Annotated in this window: 24 protein-coding genes; 6 read left to right on the top strand and 18 right to left on the bottom strand. The window is 31.7% G+C overall.

What is annotated here, in order from left to right:
* The 12 genes from Q4Q35_RS07635 to Q4Q35_RS07585 form a co-directional block, all read right to left on the bottom strand.
* The gene (locus Q4Q35_RS07635) at positions 1 to 927 is read right to left on the bottom strand and encodes a hypothetical protein (RefSeq protein ID WP_303277370.1); all 927 of its coding nucleotides are present in this window, start codon (positions 925 to 927) and stop codon (positions 1 to 3) included.
* Positions 928 to 929: 2 nt separating this feature from the next.
* On the bottom strand, positions 930 to 2,195 hold the full coding sequence (locus tag Q4Q35_RS07630) for a hypothetical protein (RefSeq protein WP_303277369.1): 1,266 nt from the start codon (positions 2,193 to 2,195) through the stop codon (positions 930 to 932).
* A 6-nt stretch (positions 2,196 to 2,201) separates the two neighbouring features.
* Complete coding sequence (locus Q4Q35_RS07625; protein WP_303277368.1) at positions 2,202 to 2,606, bottom strand: hypothetical protein; 405 nt, start codon at positions 2,604 to 2,606, stop codon at positions 2,202 to 2,204.
* 25 nt (positions 2,607 to 2,631) lie between these two features.
* Positions 2,632 to 3,000 carry a DUF6804 family protein gene (locus Q4Q35_RS07620; RefSeq protein ID WP_303277367.1) on the bottom strand — a complete coding sequence of 123 codons (369 nt, stop codon included), beginning with the start codon at positions 2,998 to 3,000 and terminating at the stop codon, positions 2,632 to 2,634.
* Positions 3,001 to 3,238: 238 nt separating this feature from the next.
* Positions 3,239 to 3,370 (bottom strand): hypothetical protein, encoded by a 132-nt coding sequence (locus Q4Q35_RS07615; RefSeq protein ID WP_303277366.1) that lies wholly within the window; start codon positions 3,368 to 3,370, stop codon positions 3,239 to 3,241.
* Between the two features lie 6 nt (positions 3,371 to 3,376).
* Positions 3,377 to 3,652: a membrane protein insertion efficiency factor YidD gene (gene yidD, locus Q4Q35_RS22385; RefSeq protein WP_367892735.1), complete on the bottom strand. Its 276-nt coding sequence runs from the start codon at positions 3,650 to 3,652 to the stop codon at positions 3,377 to 3,379.
* Positions 3,653 to 3,654: 2 nt separating this feature from the next.
* Positions 3,655 to 3,885 carry a hypothetical protein gene (locus Q4Q35_RS07610; protein WP_303277365.1) on the bottom strand — a complete coding sequence of 77 codons (231 nt, stop codon included), beginning with the start codon at positions 3,883 to 3,885 and terminating at the stop codon, positions 3,655 to 3,657.
* Positions 3,886 to 3,894: 9 nt separating this feature from the next.
* A complete protein-coding gene (locus tag Q4Q35_RS07605) occupies positions 3,895 to 4,137 on the bottom strand; it encodes a DUF2188 domain-containing protein (RefSeq protein WP_303277364.1) in 243 nt (80 codons plus the stop codon).
* Between the two features lie 98 nt (positions 4,138 to 4,235).
* A complete protein-coding gene (locus tag Q4Q35_RS07600; protein WP_303277363.1) occupies positions 4,236 to 4,406 on the bottom strand; it encodes a hypothetical protein in 171 nt (56 codons plus the stop codon).
* 96 nt (positions 4,407 to 4,502) lie between these two features.
* A complete protein-coding gene (locus tag Q4Q35_RS07595; protein ID WP_303277362.1) occupies positions 4,503 to 4,652 on the bottom strand; it encodes a hypothetical protein in 150 nt (49 codons plus the stop codon).
* 260 nt (positions 4,653 to 4,912) lie between these two features.
* Positions 4,913 to 5,578 carry a response regulator gene (locus Q4Q35_RS07590; protein ID WP_303277361.1) on the bottom strand — a complete coding sequence of 222 codons (666 nt, stop codon included), beginning with the start codon at positions 5,576 to 5,578 and terminating at the stop codon, positions 4,913 to 4,915.
* Between the two features lie 2 nt (positions 5,579 to 5,580).
* Positions 5,581 to 7,245 (bottom strand): ATP-binding protein, encoded by a 1,665-nt coding sequence (locus tag Q4Q35_RS07585; protein ID WP_303277360.1) that lies wholly within the window; start codon positions 7,243 to 7,245, stop codon positions 5,581 to 5,583.
* 546 nt (positions 7,246 to 7,791) lie between these two features.
* On the opposite strand from Q4Q35_RS07585, the gene Q4Q35_RS07580 reads away from it, so the two are divergent.
* From Q4Q35_RS07580 to Q4Q35_RS07570, 3 genes are all read left to right on the top strand, one after another.
* Positions 7,792 to 8,490 carry a hypothetical protein gene (locus Q4Q35_RS07580; protein WP_303277359.1) on the top strand — a complete coding sequence of 233 codons (699 nt, stop codon included), beginning with the start codon at positions 7,792 to 7,794 and terminating at the stop codon, positions 8,488 to 8,490.
* 91 nt (positions 8,491 to 8,581) lie between these two features.
* On the top strand, positions 8,582 to 10,498 hold the full coding sequence (locus Q4Q35_RS07575) for a DUF294 nucleotidyltransferase-like domain-containing protein (RefSeq protein WP_303277358.1): 1,917 nt from the start codon (positions 8,582 to 8,584) through the stop codon (positions 10,496 to 10,498).
* Positions 10,499 to 11,161 (top strand): 3'-5' exonuclease, encoded by a 663-nt coding sequence (locus Q4Q35_RS07570; RefSeq protein WP_303277357.1) that lies wholly within the window; start codon positions 10,499 to 10,501, stop codon positions 11,159 to 11,161.
* Between the two features lie 12 nt (positions 11,162 to 11,173).
* Here Q4Q35_RS07570 and acs read toward each other — a convergent pair whose 3' ends face one another.
* The 6 genes from acs to Q4Q35_RS07540 all read right to left on the bottom strand — a co-directional run bounded on the left by acs (position 11,174) and on the right by Q4Q35_RS07540 (position 19,886).
* Entirely contained in the window at positions 11,174 to 13,081 is a 1,908-nt protein-coding gene (gene acs, locus Q4Q35_RS07565) for an acetate--CoA ligase (RefSeq protein WP_303277356.1), read from the bottom strand.
* Positions 13,082 to 13,206: 125 nt separating this feature from the next.
* Positions 13,207 to 14,958 (bottom strand): sodium:solute symporter family protein, encoded by a 1,752-nt coding sequence (locus tag Q4Q35_RS07560; RefSeq protein WP_303277434.1) that lies wholly within the window; start codon positions 14,956 to 14,958, stop codon positions 13,207 to 13,209.
* A gap of 16 nt (positions 14,959 to 14,974) precedes the next feature.
* Positions 14,975 to 15,232 (bottom strand): DUF4212 domain-containing protein, encoded by a 258-nt coding sequence (locus Q4Q35_RS07555; protein ID WP_303277355.1) that lies wholly within the window; start codon positions 15,230 to 15,232, stop codon positions 14,975 to 14,977.
* A gap of 125 nt (positions 15,233 to 15,357) precedes the next feature.
* Positions 15,358 to 16,452: a type I phosphomannose isomerase catalytic subunit gene (locus tag Q4Q35_RS07550; protein WP_303277354.1), complete on the bottom strand. Its 1,095-nt coding sequence runs from the start codon at positions 16,450 to 16,452 to the stop codon at positions 15,358 to 15,360.
* A 4-nt stretch (positions 16,453 to 16,456) separates the two neighbouring features.
* Entirely contained in the window at positions 16,457 to 17,710 is a 1,254-nt protein-coding gene (locus Q4Q35_RS07545) for an Nramp family divalent metal transporter (RefSeq protein WP_303277353.1), read from the bottom strand.
* A gap of 796 nt (positions 17,711 to 18,506) precedes the next feature.
* Complete coding sequence (locus tag Q4Q35_RS07540) at positions 18,507 to 19,886, bottom strand: alanine/glycine:cation symporter family protein (protein WP_303277352.1); 1,380 nt, start codon at positions 19,884 to 19,886, stop codon at positions 18,507 to 18,509.
* 142 nt (positions 19,887 to 20,028) lie between these two features.
* On the opposite strand from Q4Q35_RS07540, the gene Q4Q35_RS07535 reads away from it, so the two are divergent.
* The 3 genes from Q4Q35_RS07535 to Q4Q35_RS07525 are packed head-to-tail and all read left to right on the top strand — an operon-like array spanning position 20,029 to position 22,629.
* Positions 20,029 to 21,117 (top strand): heparan-alpha-glucosaminide N-acetyltransferase domain-containing protein, encoded by a 1,089-nt coding sequence (locus tag Q4Q35_RS07535; protein WP_303277351.1) that lies wholly within the window; start codon positions 20,029 to 20,031, stop codon positions 21,115 to 21,117.
* A gap of 6 nt (positions 21,118 to 21,123) precedes the next feature.
* Positions 21,124 to 21,498, top strand: coding sequence for a TfoX/Sxy family protein (locus tag Q4Q35_RS07530; protein ID WP_303277350.1), 375 nt, complete (start codon positions 21,124 to 21,126; stop codon positions 21,496 to 21,498).
* Positions 21,499 to 21,534: 36 nt separating this feature from the next.
* On the top strand, positions 21,535 to 22,629 hold the full coding sequence (locus tag Q4Q35_RS07525; protein ID WP_303277349.1) for a serine hydrolase domain-containing protein: 1,095 nt from the start codon (positions 21,535 to 21,537) through the stop codon (positions 22,627 to 22,629).
* The last annotated feature ends 182 nt before the right edge of the window (positions 22,630 to 22,811 follow it).

The following is a 22,811-nucleotide window of genomic DNA, read 5'->3' as shown; positions in this document are numbered from 1 at the left end:
CTACGCTTTTAAAATAAAATCTGAAATCACTTTTTCAATGCTTGAAGGAATGTCAGCATTTTTAATTTTATATTTTTTCACTCCCATTTCATCAAACCACTTTTTCCAATAAACTTCAATAATATCTTGAGCATAATTATTTTCGTCATTGTGGCTAGCAATACCAATTACCAAAACTTCTAAATCGTTTAAGCCTATAGTTGCAGGAATAAAGCCTAAGTCTTTCTTTTCTATTTCGTCTTTCCAGTTACTTTTATTTAATTGTAATTGATTTAAGCTTTTTGGTGTTAAATACGATGTCCTATTTTTTTCTTTCATAACCGTTTTATCATAGAACATGTAACCATCTGTTAAAATGACAAGTATATTTCTGTGACAATTATCAATACAATAATCTTTAATATCATCTTTAAAAAATCGCCAAATATCAGAACCAGGGTAACCTCCTGCTTTTTGCGCATCTAATTTTGCTAAATCATATAATTTAGAGGGTTTTGTTTTATAAAGTGATATCGTTTCTTCTATTTGATCCTTAGCAGTGTTTTTTGTAAAAATAACTTTCAGTTTTTTAGCAATATCATTAATTTTTTCATCAGAAGGTTCTGGATTAAAAAACAGTTGTATTCTATCTTCAAGTAAAACTAGTTTTTTATGCTGTACATGCGCTACAAACGACTTTGCCAAACTTGATAAATAGGCAGAGTCCTTTTGTTTTATTTTAGTTTCCTCAATTCTATCAGACAAATCTAATAGAACACTTATATTGAGGTTGTTTTTCTTTTGATCTAAAATATATTTAGGGCAATTACTAGAAGTTTCAGATTTAATAATATCCTCTGTTATTTCAACGTCCTTTTTATTATCATTCTTACAGCAAAATAATGAAGTGTATACTAAAATAATGATTAAAAACTTTATATGTTTCATAACTATAATGTTTTAGTATATACTTTATTCTGATAGGTATCTGTATCCAATTCTAAACTCTTAATATGTTTTTCATAGACGTTACTACATTCTAATAATTTAGCATCTTGCTCATTTTTCCCTAAACCCATTTCTGCTGCTATATATTGAAGCCAACCTTGAAAATACTCAGTAGACAAAGCTTTATAATTCATAACTGGAAGTATGAGACCATCAATAATGTTTTGAAGTTCAGATATTCTAATTTTTAGCTTAGAAGTTTCCTCTTCTATTTTGTTAATTTTATCTTTTAGTTTTAAAAGCACCTTTTCTTTTTCAAAAATCGCTTCTCTTTTTTCCTTGATAAAAGACTTGATTTTATCTCTATCTGCATGTTCTTTCATTACAAAATCAAAGACTAAACCCCAAACAATGTAAGAAACAAAGCCAGCAAAAATAATCAACCAAAAACTCACGCTTTGAAAAGCCACTGAGATATTAAAAGACTCACTATTAAATGTTTTATTGAGATTATATAATTTTTCATCTATCAAATAAGCCAATATAGCGTCAAATAAAAACGTGATAATAAATAGGCTTGTGATTTTAAGTTTACTAGCAACCCCTCTTTTCTCTTGAAACATATGTATTAAATAACCTAATGCGAAAAACACAAATGGAATAAAAAGTACAAAACACAATTCTAGTATACCATCTTCATAAGCTTTTGAAATTGCTTTAGGGTCAAACATCCCTTGAAACAAACTAATTCCTGGGTCAAATTCTCTAAAAAAAGCCGAGAAAGATGTTGATATATAAAACACAAATATATAAGCAGCTAGCGGCAATAAAAAACTCATACCTATCCAGAATTTAGCCGATGCTTTTTTATCTATATCAACAAAAAAATCTTCTGGATGTGTTTTTACTTTTCTACAATCTTGATTAAGTTCATCTATTTCTTCGTTAACACTAATTACATTGCTTTCTATTTTTTCAAGCTCTTCTGTTTTATTTAATAGTGCTGTTTTTTTACCTTTTTGTTCTGTTACATAAGGTTGTTTTAAACGTTCTTGGTCATGATAATCTACTTTACATTTGTTTTCAAATTTTTGATATATGGTATCTAATGATATTTGCAAATTATAACCAATACCTTGACATGCTTTGGAACTGTTATAACCATCTGCATGATAGGTTAATTTTTCCTCTTCTACAGATTCTGGTTTTGCGATATCCATTTTTCCGTTTTGAGAAGTCAATTCCGTAAGTTTTTTTAATAACCCCATAACAATTTAATCTTTAAGTTCTTTCAATATCTCTGTTTTAGATTTATCCTGCTTTGCACTTTCTAAAAGGTATTTAGACAAATCGTCAACGTTTACTTCTAAAAAACCAAAGTTTTTGATGTACTTCTTTAAGATTATTTCCTCATCCTGACTTACAATTTTATCAGCCCAAATCATCAAGGCAAAATCATAGAGATATTCAATTTTATTTTCTAAAGTTTCTGGAATAATGACATCGCCAGAATATCCTGTTAAAATGGTATCCAATTCAATTTTAGAGATAGCTCTTTCTTCGGCAAATTTGTATAATAATTGCATTTCTAAATGGCTGAAATTATCATCGGTCAATGCAATTTGGTATAATCGCAAAAAATGACTTTTCAATTCGGTAGTAATTATTATCTCCTCCATAATTGATTAACTGTTTTTAAATAGTTTAATAAATCTTATCTCTTTTAAATTCACGTTGTTTTTTGGTTTCTGTCTTTTTAGACCCTTCTTTTGGGTTATTAAAAAACAGAATTAAAAGAAATAGTATACCCGCAATAATATCGATAGGAATCCAATAAGATTTATGATATAAGTAAATTGGGATTATTGGGTTAAATAAAATGGCTATAATGCTAAAAATAATTACCCAAATTACTTGTTTTAATAATGATACTATGACTAATAGTGACCCAATAAAAATGACAATTCTCAAAAACGTATAGTATTCTATTGGTAATTTTAAAACCGCAATAAAGAGCAAGAATGCGCAAATAATTGATACAGGTTTAAGGTTAAATGTAATTGTAGTTTTCATTTTGTTTTGAATTAACAGTTACATTCTGACCTATCAACGTATGTCTTATTCCCATTGCTATTGTAATAATAACAACCGCCTTTTGGTCCAGTCCAAAGCATTTTCCCATTGTAAGTACCACATGTCCACTCTGATAAAATATTATCGTCATGCTCAAAGTCTTCAACATTAGTTTCACCGGCTGAACAGGCTATAAAAAATATAGATAGAATTATAATTATTTTTTTCATAATTCACTTTACTTTGGAGGTGTTCTTTTGTGAGGTTTAACAGGTACCGTTTTAGGTCCAGGTTTAGATTTATTAGGATTTGGTTTTGGTGTTGGAGTAGACCTTCTATGAGGTTTAACGGGTACTGTTTTCTTTGCCATTATTTGTTATTTTAAAAAGTATTGATTGATTTCACATTCATTAAACACTTTATGAGTATTTGTGATTAACAATTTTTTTTTATCCACTTCAATTATATTGTGATTGGAGTTACAATTATTTATTCTGAATATCATTGCTCTAAATCCGCTTATGAGTCCTTTTTCTTTAGTGATTTTATATACATAATTTGAACAAGATGTTTTGAACAAACATTTTCTGCGTTTGGATTCTGGAATATATTTCCAATACAACTTGATGATTATTAGGAGTAAATATTTCATTATTATTTACTAAACACAACCATTTGTCTAGAAGTTGTATAACCTGGTTTTGCTCCAAGACCAAAACATCCTGCATCTGGTTGAACAAAGGTTGAAACACTTTCCAACCGAACATATTTCCACCCTTGATTTGAATAGTGTTTAATAATTTCTTCAAATTGGTCAGCAACATGTGTTGAATTTCCTTTTTTAGAATCTATTGACGCTACGAATGGTATTACTTTGTATTCCATAATTTTAAATTAATGTTTGGTATCTTTAGATGATCTAGGATCATTTCCAGGCTTTACTGTATCGGAATCTCTTATTTTCCCGTCTAATCCATGAATTCTAACTTCTCCTCCTCCAGAATTAACTGATAATTCTTTTGCTATTTTTTCAGCTTCCTTCTGTGTGTCTGCATATCCACTTACTTTAGTAGCTCCTTCTTTTTTAATTCGCCATTGTTGTTTTTCATTATCTTTTGAAACATGATAATTTGCCATAATTATATTATTTTAACATTTAATTCTTCAAACATAAACCCTTTAAAAGTCATAACCTTACGGAATTCCACAAGGCTCTAAGTTTTAATTTCACAATTCTAAATATACTCTACAAGCTTCCAAATAATGGACTGATTATTATAAGGAGGAAACGTTTCTCCTTTTGTTAAAGGAATGATTGCAGATGGTATACTTTGTGCTTCCCAATTTCCAGACTCTGGACATTTTTCTCCTGTAAGTACCGGAGTTCCTAATGGTGATTTTGCCATTGTTTTAAATTTTTAAGATTAATAATATTTTAAACCCAAAAGTTAAGAACCAAAATTTATGGGGGTTTTATAAAGGTTTATAATATTCTAATAATGTTAATTTTTACATCCGTTTTTGTTACATGTTATTTTTTCAGTAGTACTTTTCCAATGACCTATATGGTCATTAGTATCAAAACCACATCTTGTAGTTCCTCCTTTATATCCTTTGTGGACTTCTTCGGTTGGTATGTGTTTTACTGCCATATTTCTAAATTTCTAAATTTCTAAATTTTTAAATATTAATAATACCCCAAACCTAAAACCATTGAGAGCATATTCCTTACGGAAACCCACATCGCATATCAAAAAAAACACGCCTTAAATTAAGACGTGCCATTCCCTCCTCTTTATGTTAATAATACTTATTAATAGCTATACAATGATATGAAGCAAAAGATTCATTATTTTACGGAATTCCGCAAAGTGAAAATTAAGTTTCTATTTTACCAGAAACCTTAGTGAATTTATACTAACCCTAAATCTTTAACTATAGCCACCAAGTGTATGGCATTATTAGCTTTAAATTCAATACGTAGTTTATTAAGACGCTTTTCAATAGAGCTTACACTATTTGGAGTTATTCCATTTTTCTTAAAAAGCATACTAATGGCTTCTTGTGATAAACCATTTGAAAGTTCTTTAATTAGCTCTATATCATAATCATTTATCTCTAAATCTGCCTTATTGCTTAGTGCTTGTTCTACTTGAGGCGATACATATGTTTCATTTTTAAAAACAGTATGAATAGCTTTCGATAACTCTATTAACCCTCTCCTACTTTTACACACATAAGCATCAACACCATTAGAAGTCATTAAAGTTCTAACTTTTTGAAGTCGATCTTCTACGGAGTATACTACGATTTTTAAATCAGGAAATTGTTCTTTTATAATTTTAATTAAATCTTCTCCCGAAGAAAAACGCTGTTCACGATGGTCAGATTTAAAAGATAAATCTGTAATAAGCAGTTGGTAAGGCGCATCGTCTAAAATGGCTCTTTTTATTTTCAAATAAGCATCATCACAATATTGTACTTGATGAATTTCCTGAATCCCCAAATCGCAAAGTGATTCATATATCCCTTTGTTAATATCATCCATATCTTCAGAAACCAAAACTTTTACAAACATAGCTATACTTTAATCTTAACTTTAAAACCATTATTAACCTGAGATTCAAAGGTAATGGTCCCATTTATAGATTTAATACGGTTTTCCACATTCTGTAACCCATTGTTTTTAAATAATTCACAACCAACACCGTTATCTTTGTAATCTATTACTATGCTATTTTTGGCTTGATTAAACGTTAATGCGACTATAGAAGCTTGACTGTGTTTCCGCATATTAGTCATCAATTCTTGTAACACTCTATAAAGTGTCGTCTTTTTGATATCAGCTATAGTATTCCAATCAATTTTCGAACTGTTTTTTGTTATAACATTAACCTCCTTATTTTTATAACTCAACAGTAAATCATTGAGTAACCCGTTAAAATTGCCTTTAACGTCTATGGCACTGTTTTCTTTAGAAATGTCTCTTGTTCTGGTATAAATATTTTCTAAATCATCTAAAATAACCTCATTCGTATCTGTTTTACTTTGCAGTTTAGTCATAACATGATATACATCATTAGCCACTTCGTCATGGATTTTTTTTGAAATTCGTATTTCTGTATTATAAACCTGTTGAAATTTTTCTTTTTTGTGTCGAAGCTTTAAAATATAAATTGTAAAAATTGCAATGAGCAAAACCGTTAATCCTGAGAACAGATAAATTAATTTCAATTTTTCCTGCCTTTCTTTTTGAAGCTCGGTTTTAAAAGTTCGTCGTTGTTCTTTTTCTAAGTTATATTTAGCACTCGAATATTTCTCATCGACTAAAAGTCGTTCTTTTACTAAGCTGTCATTCATTTTAATATACTCTGAAACCAGACCGTCATCACTAAATTCTAATAAACGTGGTAAAGCATCTTCTAAATAAGATTCTCTGTATAAGCTCGCAGCTTCGTAAGCTAAATTTGCATATCTCTTTGCTTCTTTAACCTCTCCTCTATCTTTGTAATATTCAGCTAAATGCTTATAATTTGTATAATAATATTGAACATCATTTTCTTTTATTCGTATTGTAAGTGCTTCAAGCATTCTTTCTAAGCCCCTTTTATTTCCTAGTTTTCCTTGCACCGATCCTAAGTTATCTAAGGCTTTTGCTAATAATTGTTCATTTCCGGTTTTCAATCTTTCATTATATACAATATTAAATTCTTTTTCAGCTAATATAAACTCGCCCAAATCTTTATAAATGTTGCCTTTATTATTATGCAATGAAATACTATCACTTGTTCTTTTTGCAATCTCTAATGCTTGATCATATATAACTATAGCTTTATCATACTTATTCATTGATCTATAAATCATTCCTAAACTATTGTATAAGGCTAATTTATCCTGCATTAAAGAATTATCTATAACTTGCTGATTATCTATTAATTTTAATGCTTCTATAACGGACGATTCAGCTTCATAAATCAACCCCAAATCAATTTGAGTGATTATTATCATCCTTAAATTATAAATAGCCTTGATGTCTTCCTTATTTTTTAAGTTTTGCTCTTTTTGATTTCTAAAATATATATATCCGGAAAGTAAAGAATCTTTTGATTTGGAATTTAAAACCATGTTATGATAGTAAGTTATACTATCATGTAATTGCTGACCATTAACTGGACTAGTTATGAAAAATAGAACACCTATAATTTGGCTATAAAAAAAGAGGAATGAAACCGTAAGTTTTTTCATTCCTCTAAAGTATTAATTAGTTTTTAATTAATCAATTTCCTACTTCTCTGGTGGAGGCGGCGGAATATGATCATCTTCTCCACAACATGCAACTTCTTTTGTTTCTGTTGGATTATTTTCTTCTATAACCTCTGGCGAACATGAAAATAAAGCCATATTGAGGAAAACCATAAGTATTATTAAATATAATTTATTCATTTTAATAAATTTTAAAAATTGGCAATAGTGTGGCTGTCTGAGTTTTTCTCAGATGCTCTATTGCATTAGCATTTTGCTAAAAGAGAGAAGACGTCTTTCTCGTTTTTTGGAAAGTTGAAACCTTATACAACCACTTTAGCTACTTTCCATTTGGCTATTGTAATTGTATAATGTATTTCATTGTAAATCAATTTTGTACATTAGTCATGTTAGCTTTACACGACTATTAATTGATTACAGCACAAAAGACGTTTAGATTTTTAAAATTATAGATAACATAATACCAACATCTATCTAACATTTACCTATCATAATTATAAACAATTAAAAATCAGATAGTTAAATTTTATGAAGAAAAGTAGAGAAATACAATCAAGTAAAGAAGAACTAATTCAAGAGCTTATGGAATTAGTCTTTGATAAAGCTAAATTAGATTCTGGAAAGTCATCAGGTCTAGCTAATTATCTAAATATTAAGTTTCTTGATACGCTAAATATCGATATAACCGAAATGACTTTTAACAGGTATTACAAGGGGTATATAACTAAAAAAATAGATAAAATTATTCCTCAAGACTTTACACTAGATGCACTAAGTAATTATTTGGGTTTCAAAAGTTTTAAAGATTTTGAAATAAGAAAGAGTTGTGATGGAATTACCAAAAGGTTAAAAGTGAAATTATTAATCTCTTCGATAAGTATCGTAATACTTTTAAGCGGGTTAATATTCTTCATTGTTAAATATTATGAAAAGGATTGCATGATATGGGTGGACGATCATTATGAGAAAATAAGGTGTTCTGGTGGTGATATGGAAAAGGCTCTAAATGAAGGAATATTAGAAACATTTAAAAAAGTAGATGTATGTAAAGATTCTATTTTTTTCAAAAATGGTGAAGCAGTTATTCATTATACTAGGCACAATAATGAATTTGAATTCTTTACAAATGTGGGAGAGCATCCAATATACAAAGGAGTATTTACAGACCCTATAACCAGAACCATTATACAATCTCGTGTAAAACCTTGTGATTCTACAATAAAATAATCATAGAACATCAAAACTTCATAGGTGCTTATTTATTAAATTTGTTTCCTATATTTTAAATAAACCACAAGCTCCAAAACAAAAATGTTTTATGAAAAACTCTATAGCCGAACGTATTGCTGATTTTTTACAGGGCTATCCCCCTTTTAATATGCTTTCTCATAGAGCTTTGTTACAAATTGCCACTGAGGTTACTATAACTTATTTAGAAAAAGGGGATACTATATTTAAAAAGGATGACATCGAGCATGACAATTTTTATATAGTACGAGATGGTGCCATAAATCTATATTATAGTAGCGATGATGTTAAAGAGATTACCAATATTCATGATATTGGTGATGTTTTTGGGCTGCGTCCGCTTATAACCAAAGAACCTTATAAGCTTACTGCTACTGCAAATGAAGAATCCATTGTATATGGTATACCAATTACTGTTTTTCAATCGGTAACAGATTATAATACCCAAATTCATAAATATTTAATTACCGCGTTCGCGTCTAATGCTTTCGATCCTTATACAGCAGAAGAAGCTGGTGAAATTTTTGGTGATTATTTGCCGAATAAATCTCAAGATATGGCGAATTTTCAAACAGCTAATTATACTAGGTCTCCCATTACATGTTCTATGGAATCCTCTTTAAAAAAAGCTGCTAAAAAAATGAGCGATCATAAAATTGGTTGTATTGTGGTCGTTGATGACACAAAAAAACCGGTAGGTATTATTACCAATAGTGATATTAAAAATAAAATAGCTACAGGTTTATTTCCTATTGAAACACCTGTAACTAATATTATGAGTTCGCCTGTAATGACAAGTAAAAAAGGGTTAACTATAGCTGATGGGCAATTGCAAATGATTAAACACAGTATTGGACATCTATGCATTACTAAAGATGGTACAGTTAACTCTAAACTTATTGGAGTTTTAACCCATCATGATGTTTTGGTAACTTTGGGTAATAGTCCAACAGTTATACTTAAGGAAATAAATCGTGCAAAACGAACTAAAAAATTACGTGCAGCCAGACTTAAGGGAAATTCATTATTAAAAAGTTATATTGAGCAAAACATCCCGCTATCGCACATTATAAATATAATTTCGCAAATTAATGATGCCGTTATTATTCGTGCTGTAGAATTAGCTCTAAAAAAAATGCCCACTGAACCTCCTGTGGCTTTTTCTTGGTTAGCACTGGGCAGTCAAGGACGCAAAGAGCAGTTACTTTTTACCGATCAAGATAACGCTTTGGTATTTGAAGATGTTCCGGAAAACCGCTATGCAGAAACTCAGGCTTATTTTTTAGAACTGGCTAAACTGGTTACTACATCTTTAAATAAAATTGGGTTTGAATATTGTGAAGCCGATATGATGGCAAATAACCCAGAGTGGTGTAAATCTTTAACCGAATGGAAAACTCAATTTAAAAATTGGATTTTAAAACCGGATGAAAAAGCGGTTTTATTGTCTTCTATATTTTTTGATTACAACTTGGTGTATGGCAATGAATCATTAGTTAATGATCTTACAGATACTATTTTTACAACCTTAGAAAAAACGAATTTATTTTACAAATTTTTAGGGCGCGAAGCCATAAAAAGCCCATCCCCTCTTGGTTTTTTCAAACAGTTTCTAGTAGAACAAAATGGTGATAAAAAAGAACTTTTTAATATTAAAAGTAGAGCATTAATGACACTTATTGACGCAGCTAGATTACTCATTTTAAGTAAACAAATAAAAGGCGTTAATAATACTTATAAACGTTTTGAAAAATTAGCAGAACTCGAACCTAACAACAAAGAATTATACGAATCGTGTTCTTATGCTTTTAAGGCGTTATCTAAATTTAAAACCAAACAAGGTTTATTACGCAACAATTCTGGTAAATTTATTGATTTAAAAACCTTGACTAAAGAGGAAAAACTTAAACTAAGACGTTGCTTTAAACCCATTCATGAAATTCAAGAAATTTTAAAAATTAGATTTGATTTAAAAAACTTTGCCTAAATGATTCTTAAATGGTTCCGTAAAAGTAAAAAGGACTATCCTAATTTTTGGATGGATTATATTAGTCATTTTAAAAATGTAGAAAAAAGCCTGATTGAAAACACTCGTTTTGTCGCTTTTGATACCGAAACTACTGGTTTTGATAAAAAAAATGATAGAATTCTATCTATTGGAGCTGTTACTTTTGTTGGCAAATCTATTCATGTAAATAATAGTTTAGAACTTTATTTAGAGCAAGAGGTTTTTAATCCAGAAACCGTTAAGATTCACGGATTAATGAAAAAAGGTTCTTTACAAAAAGTGACTGAACTCGAAGCTATTAAAATATTTTTGGCTTACATAAAAAATGCTGTTTTAATTGCACATCATGCTAATTTTGATAAAAATATGATAAACGAGATGCTGCTAAGACATGGACTAGGTAAACTAAAAAATAAATTTATCGACACAGGATATCTGTTTAACCAATCTAAACATGTTATTTATCGCGAGAACTTAAAAGATCATTACTCTTTAGATGATTTATGCAAAGAACTCAATGTCCCTAAAGTAGATAGACATACAGCTAATGGCGATGCCCTAATAACTGCCATCGTGTTTTTAAAAATTTTATCGCGATTAGATAAACGAAAAAAACTACAATGGGACTACCTACTAAGTTAATAGTACTTTAAATCACAAAACATTATCCATAATATCTTGTACTACTTCCGGATTTAAAAGGGTGCTGGTATCTCCTAAATTGCTTGTTTCTTTACAAGCTATCTTTCTTAAGATACGTCTCATGATTTTACCTGATCGGGTTTTTGGTAATCCGCTTGTAAATTGAATCTTATCCAACTTGGCTATAGGGCCAATATGCTCTGTAATAATCTGGTTAATTTCTTTACGTAAATTGGTTTGATCTCTACTTTCACCTGTATCTTTTAAAATAACATAACCATATAACGCGTTGCCTTTTACATCATGAGGGAACCCAACTATGGCAGATTCTGCTACCGCCGGATGCTCGTTAATGGCATCCTCTATAGGAGCTGTTCCTAAGTTATGTCCTGATACTATAATAACATCATCTACACGTCCAGTAATTCTATAATAACCTACTTCGTCTCTTAATGCACCATCCCCGGTAAAATATTTGTTTTCAAAAGCTGAAAAGTAAGTGTCTTTATACCGTTGGTGGTTTCCCCAAATAGTCCGTGCCATACTTGGCCATGGAAATTTTACACACAGTCTGCCATCTACTTGATTGCCTTTTAATTCTTGTCCGTTTTCATCCATTAAGGCAGGTTGTATTCCTATAAAGGGTAAGGTGGCGTAAGTTGGTTTGGTAGGTGTTACAAACGGAATAGGACTTATCATGATGCCTCCCGTCTCTGTTTGCCACCAAGTATCTACAATCGGGCTATTCTTTTTACCAACATTATCGTTATACCAATGCCATGCTTCTTCGTTTATGGGTTCACCTACCGAGCCCAAAACTTTAAGAGAGGACAAATCGTATTGCTCTACAAGCTCTGAACCTTGTTTTGCTAAAGCACGTATGGCGGTTGGTGCAGTATAGAATTGGTTGACTTTATGTTTTTGCACGACTTCCCAAAAACGTCCAAAATCTGGGTAACTTGGTACACCTTCAAACATAACAGTGGTAGCACCGTTGGCTAATGGTCCGTAAACAATATAACTGTGTCCGGTAATCCACCCTATATCTGCGGTACACCAATACACATCATTTTCTCTATATTGAAATACATTTTTAAAGGTATACGCCGTATATACCATATAGCCTCCATTGGTGTGCACCATGCCTTTAGGTTGCCCTGTAGAACCTGAAGTATATAATATAAATAGTGGGTCTTCGGCATCCATAACTTCTGCGGCACAATCAATTGAAGCCTCATCCAATAAAGGTTGTAACCATTTATCACGACCCTCTTTCATAGCTATTTCAGAATGAATTCGCTTTGCAACAAGAACCGTTTCTACACATGGGCAATCTTCTAGAGCTTCATCTACAATACCTTTTAAGTCTATAGTTTTTGCGCCTCTATAAGAACCATCACTGGTTATTACTATTTTACAATCTGAATCGTTTATTCTTGTAGATAATGCTGTGGCAGAAAAACCTGCAAATACTACCGAGTGTATGGCACCAATTCTAGCACAAGCCAAAACGGAAATTGCTAATTCTGGTATCATGGGTAAATAAACACAAACTCGGTCTCCTTTTTTAATGCCTTGACTTTTTAAGACATTGGCAAATTTATTAACACGCTCGTGTAATTGGTTATAAGTAATATGTTCTGCGGCTTCTTCTGGACTATTGGGTTCAAATAAAATAGCTGTTTTGTCTCCTCGCGTCGCTAAATGCCTATCAATACAATTCTCTGTAATGTTTAGTTGGGCACCTTCAAACCATTTTACTTCGGGTTTGCTAAAATCCCAACTTAGTACACGGTCCCATTTTTTTTGCCACATAAAATGCTCTTCGGCTACTTCTTCCCAAAAATTCTCTGGTTCTCTTACAGACTTTCTATATACTTGATAATATTCTTCTAAGTGTTTTATATGGTAATTACTCATTTGATCTTATTTAGTGTTTTTGGTGCATAAAAGTAGAAAAAATAAGTAATATTCAATCACTTATTTTAAAAATGTGCTCGAGCACTTTATTTATATTCTATATGAAGTACTAAATTTTACACGAATTAATGTGTTGCTTCCCCTGCCCCACTTGGTATTCTAATATTTTCTACAATTTCTTGAACTTCTTTAGGCGGTGCTTCTGTAAATTTCATAATGACTATGGATACAATAAAATTAAGCACCATAGCTATAGTTCCAAAACCTTCAGGGGAAATTCCAAACCACCATTCACTTTTATCAGGTACAACATCATCGAACCAACCTAGTTTAAATTTCACCATATATAAAAGCATTGTAACAATACCTACTACCATGCCTGCAATAGCACCTTCTTTATTCATTCTTTTAAAGAAAATGCCTAAAATAATGGCCGGGAAGAATGATGCCGCAGCCAGACCAAAGGCCAAAGCTACTGTTGCTGCGACAAACCCTGGTGGATTAATACCAAAATAACCTGCCACACATACGGCCCCCACTGCAGACAAACGTGCTGCTACTAATTCCCCTTTTTCTGAAATTTTAGGGTTTACAATTTTCTTAATTAAATCGTGAGAAACTGAAGCTGAAATCACTAATAACAACCCTGCTGCTGTAGATAATGCTGCTGCTAACCCACCTGCTGCAACTAAAGCAATAACCCAATCGGGTAGTTTCGCAATTTCCGGATTTGCCAATACCATAATATCTCTGTCTACATAAAGCTCATTCTCTGTATTTGGGTTTGGTTTTTCAAAATCAAATTTACCATCTTCTCCTTTCAAAAAAGCATCGCCTGAAAAGTATTGAATTTTTCCATCTGAATTTTTATCTGAAAAACTTATCAAATTTGTTTCTTCCCATTTTTTAAACCATTCCGGCACATCTGAGTACGCTTTATTTGAAACGGTTTCGATCATATTGGTTCTTGCAAATACAGCCACCGCTGGTGCCGTAGTATATAATATTACAATTAGCAATAATGCTATACCTGCAGATTTTCTAGCATCTTTTACACGTTTTACCGTAAAAAATCTCACAATAACATGTGGTAAACCTGCTGTACCAACCATTAATGCTAATGTTATGGCAAAAACATCTATTAAAGACTTTGAACCTTCAGTATATTCAGCAAAGCCCAATTCGGTGCTAAGTCCGTCCAGTTTGTCTAATAAATATGTTCCGGAACCATCTGCTAATTCACTACCAAACCCTAATTGCGGAATTGGATTTCCTGTCATTTGAATGGATATAAAGACAGCAGGTACCATAAAGGCAAAGATTAAGACACAATATTGTGCTACTTGTGTATAGGTAATACCTTTCATGCCTCCCAAAACAGCATAAAATAAAACAATAAGCATTCCTATAATAACCCCTGTATTAATATCAACTTCTAAAAAACGAGAGAAAACAATACCAACACCTCGCATTTGTCCTGCAACATAAGTGAACGATACTAATAAGGCACAGAGTACTGCAACAATTCTGGCTGTTTTAGAATAATATCGGTCTCCTATAAAATCTGGTACTGTGAATTTTCCAAACTTACGTAAATAAGGTGCTAAAAGTAGTGCCAAAAGCACATAACCACCTGTCCACCCCATCAAATATACTGCTCCGTCATAACCAGCAAATGAAATGATTCCCGCCATGGAAATAAATGATGCAGCACTCATCCAATCTGCTGCTGTAGCCATACCGTTGGCTAATGGTGATACACCGCCACCTGCTACGTAAAATTCTTTTGTAGAACCTGCTCTAGACCAAATGGCTATTCCTATATATAGTGCAAATGTAATCCCTACTAATATATATGTCCAATTTTGAACACCAATTCCTTCAGCTACTAAACTATACATCAAAACCATATTTTTTATCAAGCTTATTCATTATTCGAACATAGACAAATATTAAAATGACAAACACATACATAGCCCCTTGTTGAGCAAACCAGAATCCTAATTTAAAACCTCCAATTTTTATTGTGTTTAAGGCATCTTTAAAAATAATCCCTGCTCCAAAGGATACTAGAAACCATATTCCTAATAAAATAAAAAGATATCTTATATTCTCTTTCCAGTAAGCTTTTGCATTTGATTTGTCTGTCATAATTTAGTTTTTGAAAATTGAAATGCTAATATATCATTTCAGATAATAAATTCTTTTCATTTTTACAATTAATTTCTAAATAATTGTACTGCTTTTTTAACACTTTTTGTAAGATTTTACTAAAATCATTTAGGTGGATAACACAGTAATATTTTTGATGCAGAATTAGACTTGAATGTTATTTCTTTAATTGCAGCTGATAAAAAAATCTCATCGCCTTGTTTATATGTATAGGTCTCGCCTTCACAAATCATGGTACCTTCTCCTGAGTATATCACTGCTACACGAAAACTCGCATTAGATTTAATTGTATAGGTGCCATTTAAATCAAGTTCTTCAAGCCCAAAACAATCGGTATGTTTTTCATTGAAAATAGATTTTAATGTATATGAAGCTGAGTCATCGATTATTTCTGGTTCTACTTTCCATTGTTTTATGGCTTTTTCATAAGAGGATGTGTTATAATGAAAACATTCTAACATCATTTCTTCTCCAACACCTTGATGAATTAATTCATCTGAAATTGAGAGACCTCCGGGAGTTACTCTTTCAACTCTCATGGTATAATCTGTAGGTTCTTGCACTTCCATTAAAAAGCATCCACTACCAATGGCGTGTGGCACACCCCCATAAATCATAAATGCATCACCAGGCTCTACGTCTATTTTATGAAGGCAATTTAGCATGCCTTCTACATCTTGGTTTTTAAAATGCTGATTCCAAAGCTCTCGGGTTACACCTTCTTTAAAGCCCATATAAACCACAGGTTTTTCCCCATTGATTTCACGGTTATTCAATACATACCAAGATTCTGTTTTACCAAAATTCGATTTAAGCACAGATTTCGCATATTCCTTATCTGGATGTACTTGTATGGTTAAACGTTCTTTAGAATCTAACATTTTTATTAAAACCCCTGTAGTTCCATATTTTTCGGCAACCTTTTCCCCTAAGAAAAGTGCTTTATCAGACTCTATTAATTCCTTAAGAGGTTTTAGCCCTGATGTTGTCTCTATTAATGACAGTCCTTCGTCTTCTGGTCTCCATTTCCCTCTTGCTGTAACTGTAGACATAATCCATTCTTCCGGCATGCTACCGTCAACCTCGGAAGTGTCCATTTTCCATTTGTCAATTAATGCACCACCTTCGTAAGTACGCCATACCCGATTAGATTTTTGTTTTAAAGGGATGTATGCATATTGACTTAAATCGTTGCTCATATTTCTAATTTATTAATTGTATTACACCTTTTATTCCTATTGTAGAAGTGAAAATTGAAAACAATAATATCAACACTAAAAACACATTTGTTAGTGTTGAATTTTTATGTTTTCCCATTAAATCTTTACGGTTAGTTAAGTATAAAATACCTGCTACGGTTACTGGCAGGATAACTGAATTAAATGCTTGCGAAATGATCATTACAAAAACTGGTCGCGCATTAAAAATAGGAACCACCAATCCCAATAACGATATTAATAATACCATGACGCGATACTTAGGAAGTGTCATCTTTCGTTCCGAATTATTATAATCACATAGTAACCAAGGCAGCATTAAAATATTTGGGAACTGGGATGATACCCCTGCCGAAATAATACCAATAGCAAATACTGACGTTGCAAAACTTCCTGCCAAAGGCTCTAACAATTCTATCATTTGTGAGGCTTTAGACAAACCTAAACCTTCTACATATAATGTTCCTGCCGCAGCTGCCATTATTGAAGCACTTATAACAAACATAAGGGTAACCGATACTATAGCATCATTACGTTGTTTTTTAAAATCTGTAATAGTCCAACCTGCTTCTTTTACTAGGGTTGTCCTGATAATAAATAATCCGGAGAATACTGTGGTTCCTACCAAAGAGGCAATTACTAAAAAGGGGCCTTTACCGCCTTCTAATGTTTCCGGAATATTTGGAATAAGTCCTTTTACTATATCTATTGGTGGTGGCATCATTATAAAAAAGTTTAGCAAAAAACTGGCAGACATAATTGCCACTATTACTGCTAAAGCTCTTTCAAAAAACTGCGTTTTTCCATTCCAAAAAATAAAATAGACTAAAGCAATAAAAAAGCCAGCAAAATAAACTGGCGCTATGCCGCCTTCTACGACACTTTTAGACCATTCATAACAAATATCTGCAACTATTCCCATAACGCCCATAACACTACCACAAACCCCTGCGGTTAATGCTACTATAAAAAAGATGCCAACTCCTGGGTGGATATGCTTTTTAAATGCCTGTAATGCTGTTTCGCCTGTAACTAAAGTATAACGCCCATATAAACTTATCATAAAAAATGTTGTTAAACATGATGCTACGATAGTCCATAATAAAGACATTCCATAAGTAGCTCCTGCTTTTGCCATAGCGGTTACACTACCAGTACCAATATTAAATCCAAGAAGAAAAATTCCCGGTAAAAATAAAGCTAGCCATTTAGAAAACCTTTTACGTAATGTTGAACTCATAATTATGTTTTTTTACGATAAAAATATTTGTGTTTGTCTTTTCTGCTATGAACTTTAAATCTTGTTCTAGAGAATTATATTTTGTAATTAAGTACTCAACGACCACCACTTGTTTAATTATATCATTAGTTAAACTAGCATTATCAACATCCTTATTATTTGAATTTATTTGCTCAACACAATTGAATAGACTTATCGCAAAAGTAATTACTACAAAGTGCTTAAATCTTTGTATAAAACGGTTTTCTTTCTTTTATTTTTCATAAATAATAATAGAAAAATCACCTCTTAAAAACAATTAAACGTCTTTTTAACGTTTAAAAAGTCAAATTTATATAATAAATTTTAATTACACTTATTTTTTTATAAATATTTGACTACCCACGCTTTAACGTTATTTTGATACTAGCTTAACTCTATAAAATGGCGTTTTCAAATTATTACATATAGTCATTTTAACGTGTAAAAGACATGATATTTTAGAATGTATTATTAAACTTTTGTGCTTATACTATCTACATTTATCCTTCTGCAAATAGAAGTAATACTTTTGCCCATATTACTAATAAAATAAGTAAAAAATAATCTCGATTGAGTTTTATTATTACACCCAAATCACCTTAAAAGAATTCTATTCTTTGTAAAAAAATATTTTGCTTGTTTCTTTTTGTAATGCCCTTCTAAACAGCATCAAGAAAAAATTTATCAAAGATATCAAGTTACTACATAAAAATTAAAAGCCAAAGTTAACTCGCTACTTTTTCACTATTCGATTTAAGGTTTAAATGCTTTTATTCTATAATCTTTTAAAATATTTCCGAGCTTCTTTTATAACTTTTGGTGCTAAGATTAGTGTTGCAAGCATCGTAGGAATGGCCATTAACGCAAATACTCCATCTATTAAATTTAGCATCACACTAAATGGTGTTGTAGCTGCTAATATGATACTAATAATATAAATATAATTGTAATAATGCTTTTTATCTGCGCCAATTATAAACGACATACATTTGGTGCCATAATAAGCATAAGAGAATAGTGAAGAGACACTAAATATTAAGACACATACCATGAGTAAATACTTGCCATAGCCCGGCATTGCATGGCTAAAGGCTGAAGCCGTTAAACTTACTCCATTATCTGTTGTGGTTTCCCAAACTCCTGTAACCAAAATGGCCAAAGCTGTTAGTGTACAAACTACCAGTGTATCAATTGCTGGCCCCAACATAGCAACAAGTCCTTCTCGTATCGGCTCATCCGTTTTTGCAGCGCCATGTGCCATGGGGGCTGTTCCTATACCTGCCTCATTAGAGAATGCTCCACGCCGAATACCTAATAAAATGAGGGCTCCAAGAACACCTCCAAAAAACGGGGCTCCACTATAATTTTTAGCAGCAAACGCATCTGTAAAAATCATAATAAAATACTTGGGGACTAATTCGTAATTAGAAATTAAAATAAATAGCACCAAACCAAAATATAATAACACCATAGAAGGTACCATTTTTGAGGCTGCGTTGCTAATACGCTTTAAGCCACCCAATATTATAACCGATGTTAATACCACTAATATAATAGCCAAAATAAAATTCGATTTCAGGCCGACCTCAACACCATTCGGGGTTAATACAATATCGTTTATGGCTTGGGTTAACTGATTAACGTTTACTACGGGTAAAGCTCCTATCATTCCAAATAAACTAAACATAATGGCCAGTGGTTTCCAAGATTTCCCCAAACCTTCCATAATAAAATACATAGGACCACCTTGTAATTCTCCACGACTATCTTTTCCACGATACATAACTGCTAAAGTGGAAGTAAAAAACTTTGTAGACATGCCCACAACAGCACTTACCCACATCCAAAACATAGCTCCGGGGCCTCCAACCGAAATGGCTACTGCAACACCTGCAATATTTCCCATACCTATGGTAGAAGATAATGCGGTTGTTAGAGCTTTAAAATGACTTATTTGCCCGGGGTCGTCCGGATCGTCATATTTACCACGTAATACTTGAATAGCATGACCTAAAAATCGAAAAGGTAAAAACCTCGACAGTACGAGCAAGTAAAGTCCGCCACCAATTAATAAAATAACTAATGGCAACCCCCAAGCATAATTAGAAAAGGCTTTAATCAATTCATCTATTGATACGTTTTTAGTTATAATCATTTTATAAATATATCAATTTCAATTTATTAAGATTCCCCTTTTGCGAGAATGACAATTCAGCGGAAATTCCGAGGCAAGTCTTAGAGACTTTTTTCGATTTAAATAATTAAAAGTATATTTAGGCATAACCAATTTAACCAATTTGCAACCAAACCGCCTGTATTTTATTGATGCTGTTAGAGCATTTGCTATCTTAATGATGCTTCAAGGGCATTTTATTGATACATTAATTAATCCTATTTATAGAGATTCTAGCAATATAGTTTACAATATATGGTCTTATTTTAGAGGCATAACGGCACCCATTTTTTTTACTATTTCTGGTTTGGTTTTTGCATATTTGTTATTACGTGCTCATGCTAAAGGTGACGACCAATTAAGAATTAAAAAAGGCTTTTTTAGAGGGCTTCTACTTATTGGTATTGGTTATAGTCTCCGTATTAATTTAGTGAGCTGGTTTAGTGGTTACTTTAGTTCTTATTTTTTTGTAATTGATGTGCTGCAATGCATTGGTTTATCACTAATCATTTTGGTTTGTTTGCATATTTTGTTTAAACATTACAGCTACATATTTTCTATCGTTCTTTTTATAATAGGTTGCTTGTGTTTTATTACCGAACCCTTATATAGAAATTTGGTTATAGAAAACTTACCACTACCAATTGCTAATTATATGACCAAGGTTAATGGCTCTATCTTTACCATTTTACCATGGTTTGGTTATTCTGCTTTTGGCGCATTTTTATCTACTATATTTTTTAGGCATGCGCACCGAAATCGATTTAAAAATTTTACTATAATCACTTACTTTGTAATTGGTTATTTACTTATTTATTACTCTTCTTGGTTCTTAAAAGAACTCTATTATTTAACTAATTTTGAGCTACTTATTCTCAGCGCCAATTATAATTATTTGTTCACACGCTTAGGAAATGTACTAATCTTATTTGGGTTGTTTTACACATTCGAACGTTTTTTAAAACAATCTATAATAGCTAGAATAGGAGAAAAAACACTGTCTATTTATGTTATTCATTTCATTATTCTTTTTGGAAGTTATACAGGTTACGGACTAAAACGGTTTTTAAATCATTCGTTAAATCCAACTCAAGCAATTTTTGGGGCTCTATTATTTATAGTAGTGGCTTGTTTTATAGCTTTTTATTATGCAAAAACCAATACATTTGTATATAACATGATACGTAAATTAGTAGACCGATTTAAAAATTAATGTTTTATGGCTTATGATGAATATTTAGCCGATAGAATTCGGCAACAATTAAAAGAAAAAAGAACTTCTTTTGATGAATTGAAAATGATGGGTGGCTTGTGTTTTAAAGTAGATAATAAAATGCTTTGCGGCATCCATATTGATAAAAAGTACGGCGATAGTTTACTCATGGCCAGAATTGGTGAATCTATTTATGAAAAAGAACTCGAAAAACCAGAATGTTTACCAATGGACTTTACCGGACGTCCCATGAGAGGTTATATTTTCGTAACACCTGAAGGGTTTGATACCGAAGACGATCTATCGTATTGGTTAGATTTATGTATTAATTTTAACCCATTAGCTAAAGCCAGTAAACCTAAAAAAAAGAAAACTAAATAATTGCTTTACGACTAAGGCTTTAAATGTTATTTAAATATGAAATTCCTGATTAAATTCATTCTGTTATTTATTTTCATTTTTAATGTAACGAATGTTGGAAGCCAAGATATTAAGAACCCTAAATATTCTTCTGCCATTTTTAAGGCACATCGTATCATTGATTCGCTTCAACAAAAACAAAATATCCCAGGAATTGATATTGCTATTTCTATTAATGGTGAAATCATTTGGTCTGAAGGTTTTGGTTATGCAAATCTAGAACATCAAGTTCCTATTATTTCAGGAAAAACACTTTTTAGAATTGGAAGCGTTTCAAAACCTTTTACCGCAATGGCGATTGGAAAGTTACTTGATGAAGGCAAACTAAATTTAGATGATGTTGTACAAACTTATGTTCCTTATTTTCCTGAGAAAAAACACCCGATTACTGTAAGACAAATTGCTGGACATATTGCAGGGATTAGAGGATATAAAAATGATGAATTTTTATCAGCTAAACGTTATTATTCAGTTGAAGAAGGTATCCAAATTTTCAAAAATGATGCTCTTTTATTCAAACCAGGTAAAAAATATATGTATTCTTCTTATGGTTTTAATCTACTAAGTGCTATTGTTGAAGGTGCCAGTGGTATTCCGTTTTTAGATTTTATGCAAAATAATATCTTTTCTAAATTAAATATGAATAATACTTATGCAGATAAAAACGAAAATATTATACTAAACCGAAGTGCATTTTATCAAACAGATAGCTTAAAAATTAAAAATGCTACCTATGTAGATAACAGCTACAAATGGGCAGGCGGTGGATTTATTTCGACTACACATGATATTATTAAGTTTGGAAACACCATGGTTAATGAGACGCTATTAACAAAAAACACGACTAAAACATTAACTACTTCGCAAAAACTTAATAATGGTAAAAAAACAGGCTATGGTATTGGTTGGGGGGTTATTAAAAGAGGTAAGTTAAAAGGTTATGGACATAATGGCGGTTCGGTTGGAGGTGTTACTAAGTTAGAAATTTTTCCAAAAGAAAAACTTGTTATTATAGCATTATCAAACTCTTCAAATGTTAAATATGAAAACACTATTGAAACTATAGTGAATATATTTTTAAACGCTCAATAATCTGCATTCAATTTCGAAAACGAAATAGTTAATAATTGAACTCATCTTGACTTTTTGTTTTTAACCGAAAATGAGATAAAATTTGTTCAGATGAGACATTTTTTGAAAAGCATAGCATCGCTAAGCATAAAAAAAGTAACGAAATATGGGCGAATTTTAGCCGTTCCTGCCTGCCGGCAGGC

This window comes from Flavivirga aquimarina, from assembly GCF_030540835.1.
Taxonomy (GTDB): Bacteria; Bacteroidota; Bacteroidia; order Flavobacteriales; family Flavobacteriaceae; genus Flavivirga; species Flavivirga aquimarina.
The sequence above is the reverse complement of the archived record's forward strand: the minus strand, read 5'-3'. Positions and strand labels throughout refer to the sequence as shown.

What these genes read in the sequence shown, in the direction of transcription:
- Q4Q35_RS07635 (WP_303277370.1), bottom strand. Translation starts at nt 927, where the DNA reads ATGAAACATATAAAGTTTTTAATCATTATTTTAGTATACACTTCATTA.
- Q4Q35_RS07630 (WP_303277369.1), bottom strand. Translation starts at nt 2,195, where the DNA reads ATGGGGTTATTAAAAAAACTTACGGAATTGACTTCTCAAAACGGAAAA.
- Q4Q35_RS07625 (WP_303277368.1), bottom strand. Translation starts at nt 2,606, where the DNA reads ATGGAGGAGATAATAATTACTACCGAATTGAAAAGTCATTTTTTGCGA.
- Q4Q35_RS07620 (WP_303277367.1), bottom strand. Translation starts at nt 3,000, where the DNA reads ATGAAAACTACAATTACATTTAACCTTAAACCTGTATCAATTATTTGC.
- Q4Q35_RS07615 (WP_303277366.1), bottom strand. Translation starts at nt 3,370, where the DNA reads ATGGCAAAGAAAACAGTACCCGTTAAACCTCATAGAAGGTCTACTCCA.
- yidD (WP_367892735.1), bottom strand. Translation starts at nt 3,652, where the DNA reads ATGAAATATTTACTCCTAATAATCATCAAGTTGTATTGGAAATATATT.
- Q4Q35_RS07610 (WP_303277365.1), bottom strand. Translation starts at nt 3,885, where the DNA reads ATGGAATACAAAGTAATACCATTCGTAGCGTCAATAGATTCTAAAAAA.
- Q4Q35_RS07605 (WP_303277364.1), bottom strand. Translation starts at nt 4,137, where the DNA reads ATGGCAAATTATCATGTTTCAAAAGATAATGAAAAACAACAATGGCGA.
- Q4Q35_RS07600 (WP_303277363.1), bottom strand. Translation starts at nt 4,406, where the DNA reads ATGGCAAAATCACCATTAGGAACTCCGGTACTTACAGGAGAAAAATGT.
- Q4Q35_RS07595 (WP_303277362.1), bottom strand. Translation starts at nt 4,652, where the DNA reads ATGGCAGTAAAACACATACCAACCGAAGAAGTCCACAAAGGATATAAA.
- Q4Q35_RS07590 (WP_303277361.1), bottom strand. Translation starts at nt 5,578, where the DNA reads ATGTTTGTAAAAGTTTTGGTTTCTGAAGATATGGATGATATTAACAAA.
- Q4Q35_RS07585 (WP_303277360.1), bottom strand. Translation starts at nt 7,245, where the DNA reads ATGAAAAAACTTACGGTTTCATTCCTCTTTTTTTATAGCCAAATTATA.
- Q4Q35_RS07580 (WP_303277359.1), top strand. Translation starts at nt 7,792, where the DNA reads ATGAAGAAAAGTAGAGAAATACAATCAAGTAAAGAAGAACTAATTCAA.
- Q4Q35_RS07575 (WP_303277358.1), top strand. Translation starts at nt 8,582, where the DNA reads ATGAAAAACTCTATAGCCGAACGTATTGCTGATTTTTTACAGGGCTAT.
- Q4Q35_RS07570 (WP_303277357.1), top strand. Translation starts at nt 10,499, where the DNA reads ATGATTCTTAAATGGTTCCGTAAAAGTAAAAAGGACTATCCTAATTTT.
- acs (WP_303277356.1), bottom strand. Translation starts at nt 13,081, where the DNA reads ATGAGTAATTACCATATAAAACACTTAGAAGAATATTATCAAGTATAT.
- Q4Q35_RS07555 (WP_303277355.1), bottom strand. Translation starts at nt 15,232, where the DNA reads ATGACAGACAAATCAAATGCAAAAGCTTACTGGAAAGAGAATATAAGA.
- Q4Q35_RS07550 (WP_303277354.1), bottom strand. Translation starts at nt 16,452, where the DNA reads ATGAGCAACGATTTAAGTCAATATGCATACATCCCTTTAAAACAAAAA.
- Q4Q35_RS07545 (WP_303277353.1), bottom strand. Translation starts at nt 17,710, where the DNA reads ATGAGTTCAACATTACGTAAAAGGTTTTCTAAATGGCTAGCTTTATTT.
- Q4Q35_RS07540 (WP_303277352.1), bottom strand. Translation starts at nt 19,886, where the DNA reads ATGATTATAACTAAAAACGTATCAATAGATGAATTGATTAAAGCCTTT.
- Q4Q35_RS07530 (WP_303277350.1), top strand. Translation starts at nt 21,124, where the DNA reads ATGGCTTATGATGAATATTTAGCCGATAGAATTCGGCAACAATTAAAA.
- Q4Q35_RS07525 (WP_303277349.1), top strand. Translation starts at nt 21,535, where the DNA reads ATGAAATTCCTGATTAAATTCATTCTGTTATTTATTTTCATTTTTAAT.